This window comes from Sinomonas sp., from assembly GCF_051955515.1.
Lineage (GTDB): Bacteria > Actinomycetota > Actinomycetes > Actinomycetales > Micrococcaceae > Sinomonas.
Map to the genome: position 1 here is coordinate 1 of NZ_JBQCGQ010000269.1, position 4,543 is coordinate 4,543.

At 68.1% G+C, this 4,543-nt stretch carries 4 protein-coding genes and 1 pseudogene; 3 read left to right on the plus strand and 2 right to left on the minus strand.

What is annotated here, in order from left to right; all coding sequences use genetic code 11:
• Window positions 1-76 precede the first annotated feature (76 nt).
• The gene (locus ACTHL9_RS15760) at window positions 77-1,390 is read left to right on the plus strand and encodes an aspartate kinase (RefSeq protein WP_440520230.1); all 1,314 of its coding nucleotides are present in this window, start codon (window positions 77-79) and stop codon (window positions 1,388-1,390) included.
• Between the two features lie 119 nt (window positions 1,391-1,509).
• Here ACTHL9_RS15760 and ACTHL9_RS15765 read toward each other — a convergent pair whose 3' ends face one another.
• Both ACTHL9_RS15765 and ACTHL9_RS15770 read right to left on the minus strand, forming a co-directional pair.
• Window positions 1,510-1,701: a hypothetical protein gene (locus ACTHL9_RS15765; protein WP_440520233.1), complete on the minus strand. Its 192-nt coding sequence runs from the start codon at window positions 1,699-1,701 to the stop codon at window positions 1,510-1,512.
• A gap of 114 nt (window positions 1,702-1,815) precedes the next feature.
• Window positions 1,816-2,040, minus strand: a complete 225-nt coding sequence (locus tag ACTHL9_RS15770; protein ID WP_440520231.1) for a hypothetical protein — start codon at window positions 2,038-2,040, stop codon at window positions 1,816-1,818.
• Window positions 2,041-2,117: 77 nt separating this feature from the next.
• On the opposite strand from ACTHL9_RS15770, the gene ACTHL9_RS15775 reads away from it, so the two are divergent.
• Together ACTHL9_RS15775 and ACTHL9_RS15780 are read left to right on the plus strand one after the other, a co-directional pair.
• A complete protein-coding gene (locus tag ACTHL9_RS15775) occupies window positions 2,118-2,579 on the plus strand; it encodes a MarR family winged helix-turn-helix transcriptional regulator (protein WP_440520232.1) in 462 nt (153 codons plus the stop codon).
• A gap of 46 nt (window positions 2,580-2,625) precedes the next feature.
• Window positions 2,626-4,543: pseudogene (locus tag ACTHL9_RS15780) on the plus strand (NAD-glutamate dehydrogenase); the annotation flags it as partial.

Below are 4,543 nucleotides of genomic sequence, written 5' to 3' on the forward strand. Positions count from 1 at the left end.
CGGAGTTGGTCTAGACGCTCCGATAGAATGTAGGGCGATTGCCTATCCCCTCCTACATCCCTGTGAGTGTGCCCGCATGTCGCTTCCGCCTGTGCTGCCCGCCAAGCAACTCGTCGTCCAGAAGTTCGGCGGCTCGTCCGTCGCGGACGCAGCGGGCCTCAAGCGGGTCGCGCAGCGCATTGTGGATTACCGCTCGGCGGGCCACGAGGTCGTCGCCGTCGTGTCTGCCATGGGCGACACGACCGACGAGCTCCTCGACCTTGCCGCGGAGATCACGGACAGTGCGCCGGCCCGCGAGATGGACATGCTCCTCTCCGCTGGCGAGCGCATGTCCATGGCGCTCTTGGCGATGGCCATCAACAAGCTCGGCCACAAGGCCCAGTCGTTCACGGGCTCCCAGGCTGGCATGATCACGGACGGCACGCATGGCAAGGCGCGCATCATCGACGTCGACCCGCACCGCATCCGCACCTCGCTGGACAAGGGCAACATCGCGATTGTCGCGGGGTTCCAGGGCATGAGCCGCGAGAGCCACGACATCACGACGCTCGGCCGGGGCGGCTCGGACACGACGGCGGTCGCGCTCGCCGCGGCGCTCGAGGCGGACGTGTGCGAGATCTACACCGACGTCGACGGCGTGTACACGGCCGACCCGCGGGTAGTGCCGTCGGCCCAGAAGATCGAGACCATCTCCAGCGAGGAAATGCTCGAGCTCGCCGCCTCGGGCGCGAAGATTCTCCACCTGCGCTGCGTCGAGTACGCGCGCCGCTTCGGAGTGCCGCTGCACGTGCGGTCCTCCTTCAGCCACAACGAGGGGACGTGGGTGCTGCCCTCCCCCGAGGACAAGATCAAGATCAGCGAGGGAGTCGCCTTGGAACAGCCCATCATCTCCGGTGTCGCGCATGACCGCTCCGAGGCCAAGGTCACGGTTGTCGGCGTTCCCGACATCCCGGGCAAGGCGGCGGCGATCTTCCAGGTGATCGCCAGGGCGAACTCGAACATCGACATGATCGTGCAGAACGTCTCGACTTTCGGCCGCGGCAAGACGGACATCTCGTTCACGCTCCCGATCATCGAGGGCGCCACCGCGCTCACTGCGCTCCGCGCGGCTCAGGCCGAGATCGGGTTCGAGGACATCGAGTACAACGCCGAGATCGGCAAGCTCTCGCTGATCGGTGCGGGCATGCGCTCGCATCCCGGCGTCTCGGCCACCTTCTTCAAGGCGCTCTCGGACGCCGGGATCAACATCGACATGATCTCGACGTCGGAGATCCGAATCTCCGTAGTGACCCGCGCCGACCTGCTTGATGCCGCCGTGCGGGCGATCCACAGTGCGTTCGAGCTCGACGCCGAGACCGAGGCGACCGTCTACGGCGGCACCGGCCGCTGAGCCTCGCGGGGGTGCCGATGGGCACAGTAAAGCCGATGTGGGCAGGAGAGCGGACGACGGCGGGTGCGCACCCGCCGTCGTTCGCTCTTCTTTGTTGAGGCTGCTTGTTTTTTAAGCGGTCAGGGGTTCTTCCGCACGGCGTAGTGGTGCCCCTCCGAATCCGTGGCGATCTCGAAGCCTCGGAGGTCTTCCTCGGAGGCGTCCTCGAAGGCGTCGTGCTTGTGCACCACAGGGGCGTCGGGGTCACCATGGGCCGCGGGGCCCCACACGGCTGCAGCGTGCTCGGCCGCGTGCATGAACCTGTTCAGCATGCGGTGCTCAGCCTCGCGTGCGTGCTCGCTCTTCTCCTGCGAATCGGGCAATGTCATCACCCCCTCCCGCACGGGTCATTTTACGCCGGGGGTGACGCAAGTCTCAGGGGCCGATCAGCGCAGGGAGCGATCCTCGGGGTCCTTCGGGACCACGTACGTGCTGCCGTCCGGCCGCGTGACGGTCTCCCACTGCTGCGCCTCGGCCTCCCGCTGGACCAGCAGGGCCTTGTTCTCCGCGGTCATCTCGCCCTCGGTGGTGCCACGGTGGGCCGGGCCGAAGAAGAACCGGAGTCTCCCCGTCGCGCGCATGAACCGCTGCGTGAAATTCTCCTCAGCCATGTCTTGATGCCTTTCATCCTCGAGTGCCCATTCATAGTACCCTGATTATTAGTGCACTAACTAATGGAGGAGTCAGCGTGAGCGTCGACAACGATCTGCGAGGCGAGGACGACCTGCTGCTGGAGCGGCAGCTCTGCTTCGCGCTGAGCGTCGCGAGCCGGAGCGTGGTCGCCGCCTACCGCCCAGTCCTCGAGCCCATGGGGCTGACCCACCCGCAGTACCTGGTGATGCTGGCGCTGTGGGAGCGCAGCCCGCGCACCGTGCGAGACGTCAGCGATGCGCTCCTGCTCGAACCCGCTACCGTCACGCCGCTGCTCAAGCGCCTCGAAGAGGCCGACCTCGTGACCCGCGCGCGGCAGGCAGGAAACGAGCGCGCGCTCGACGTGGCCCTCACGGACAAGGGGCGGAAACTGCGTGAAAAGGCCCTCGCCGTCCCGCCGACCATGATGTCGCGCCTCGGCATCACGCGCGAGGACGCGGCCGAACTGCACCAGTCAATGATGAAGCTCATCGCCGCCGCGCAGGCCAGCCGGACCTGACGCAGCCTCCTCTGGACGCTGCGCACCGACGTGACCATCATGAAGTGTGGACGGTCCTCTCGAGACGGACGACGAGTTCCTCGCTGACTACTACGAGCACGTGGCCGTCGAGGACATCCAGGACTACAGCCTAGAAGTCCTCGAGCTCAGGGCCCGCGCGCATCTCTCCCTCGCCTCGGTGCGGGCACCCGGGGAGGCGAGGGTCGCCGTCGTCAATGAGCGTGAGGCCGCCGTGGTGTTCGTCGTCGCGGACGACCTGCCGCACCTGGTGCGCTCGGTGACCGCGGAACTCACGCGAGACGACGTGAGCATCCGACTCCTGATTCATCCGAGCCTCATGGTGTCGCGGGATGCGGCCAACCACGAGCTACGGGGCGTCCGCCGCGCGGAGCGCCGGTCTGGGCTGCCCGTCGGCGCGCCTTCAAGCGGTCCCCGGAAGACCGAAGGCGGGGACCGGGCCGAGATGTGGATCGCGGCGGAAATCCCGAGTCTTCCCGACGAGGCGAGCGCCGAGAAGCTCCGGCTGCGCCTCGAGCGGATCATCGCCGACGTGCGCGCTGTGGCCCAGGACGCGGGTGCGCTCCGAGACCGGCTCGCCTCCGCCGTCGACATTCTGGACAGCCTTCCCAGCGCGAGCACCCCGCCCGCCGACCAGCTCGCCGAGCTGCTCGCGTGGATGGACCGCGGCAACTTCATCCTCCTCGGCGCGTGTGACTACGAACGGACGACGACGGAGGGCAGCGAAGTCCTGAGGCGGCGGCCCGGCTCGGGGCTGGGTCTGCTGCGACGGCACCGGCCTCCCGAGCATGACGAGGTGCCAGCGGGCTCGGGCCAGGTCCTCTCGCTCGTGACCTCGGGCCTCCGCTCCTCGGTGGAACGCCCCTCCTATCTGGATGAGCTCCGGCTGACGGTATTCGCTCCGGATGGGACCGTCCAGGGTGAACGACGGTTCGTCGGGCTCTTCGCCCTGCGGGCCGCGGGACCATCGCTGCGGCGGGTTCCCGTGGTGCGGGAGAAGGTTGCCGCCGTGCAGGCGCTCCTCGGATTCGCGCGTGGCTCGCACGAGTCAACCGAGCTCCTCGCGGCGCTCGAGTCCTTCCCGATCGACGAGCTGTTCCAGATCGACGTCCCTGAGCTGGCCCGTCTTGCGGGCGAGATCCTCCGGGCACAGGAGCGCCGCCAGACGCGGCTCTTCCTGCGCCACGACCCTCGGGGGCGCCTCGTGACGGCATTGGTCCTGCTGCCGCGGAACCGGTACAGCACGGCTGCACGGCTGCGCATGGAACAGGAGCTCCGGCAGGCCCTCCGTCCAGCATCCCTCGAATTCGACGTCCGGCTGAGCGAGGCCCTCATGGCACGGGTCTTCTTCCGGCTCCTGATGCCGTCCGAGGTCGGATCGCCCGACGTCGACGCGCCGGGCCTCGAGAAGAGCCTCCTACGGGCCACGAGAACCTGGGCCGAAGGATTGGACGAGGCACTCCGGGCCCAGCTTCCGGCGTCGCGCGCGGCGCGGCTGACGCCGCTGTGGTCGGACGCTTTCCCCGCGAGCTACCGCGCGGAACTTGAGCCCGAGGACGCGGTAGCCGACGTCCGGCGGTTCGAGGAGTTCGATCTGGACGGCACCGGCGGGAGGCCGCTCGGGGATCCGCTGCTGGCCGTCATAGGGGCCCCGGGCTCGGCGTCGGCGCCGGTCCTGCTGGGGAGCAAGGCGAGAATCCGGCTGTATCTGACGAGCGCGCCGAGCCTGACCCGCATCTTGCCGTTCTTCCACAATCTGGGCTTGGAGGTGCAGGACCAGCGGCCGTTCGAGATTCGCCGCGCGAACGCCCGCCCGCTCTTCCTCTACGACCTCGGAGTCACCTATCCGAGGGGTGTGGACCCGGGGGCCACCAGCTCTCTGCTCGCTGAGGGATTCGATGCCTCAATGCGTGGCGACTCCGAGTCCGATCGGTTCGATGCCCTCA

Coding starts and splice junctions, on each gene's coding strand:
- ACTHL9_RS15770 (WP_440520231.1), bottom strand. CDS start 2,040: ATGGCTGAGGAGAATTTCACGCAGCGGTTCATGCGCGCGACGGGGAGA.
- ACTHL9_RS15765 (WP_440520233.1), bottom strand. CDS start 1,701: ATGCTGAACAGGTTCATGCACGCGGCCGAGCACGCTGCAGCCGTGTGG.
- ACTHL9_RS15760 (WP_440520230.1), top strand. CDS start 77: ATGTCGCTTCCGCCTGTGCTGCCCGCCAAGCAACTCGTCGTCCAGAAG.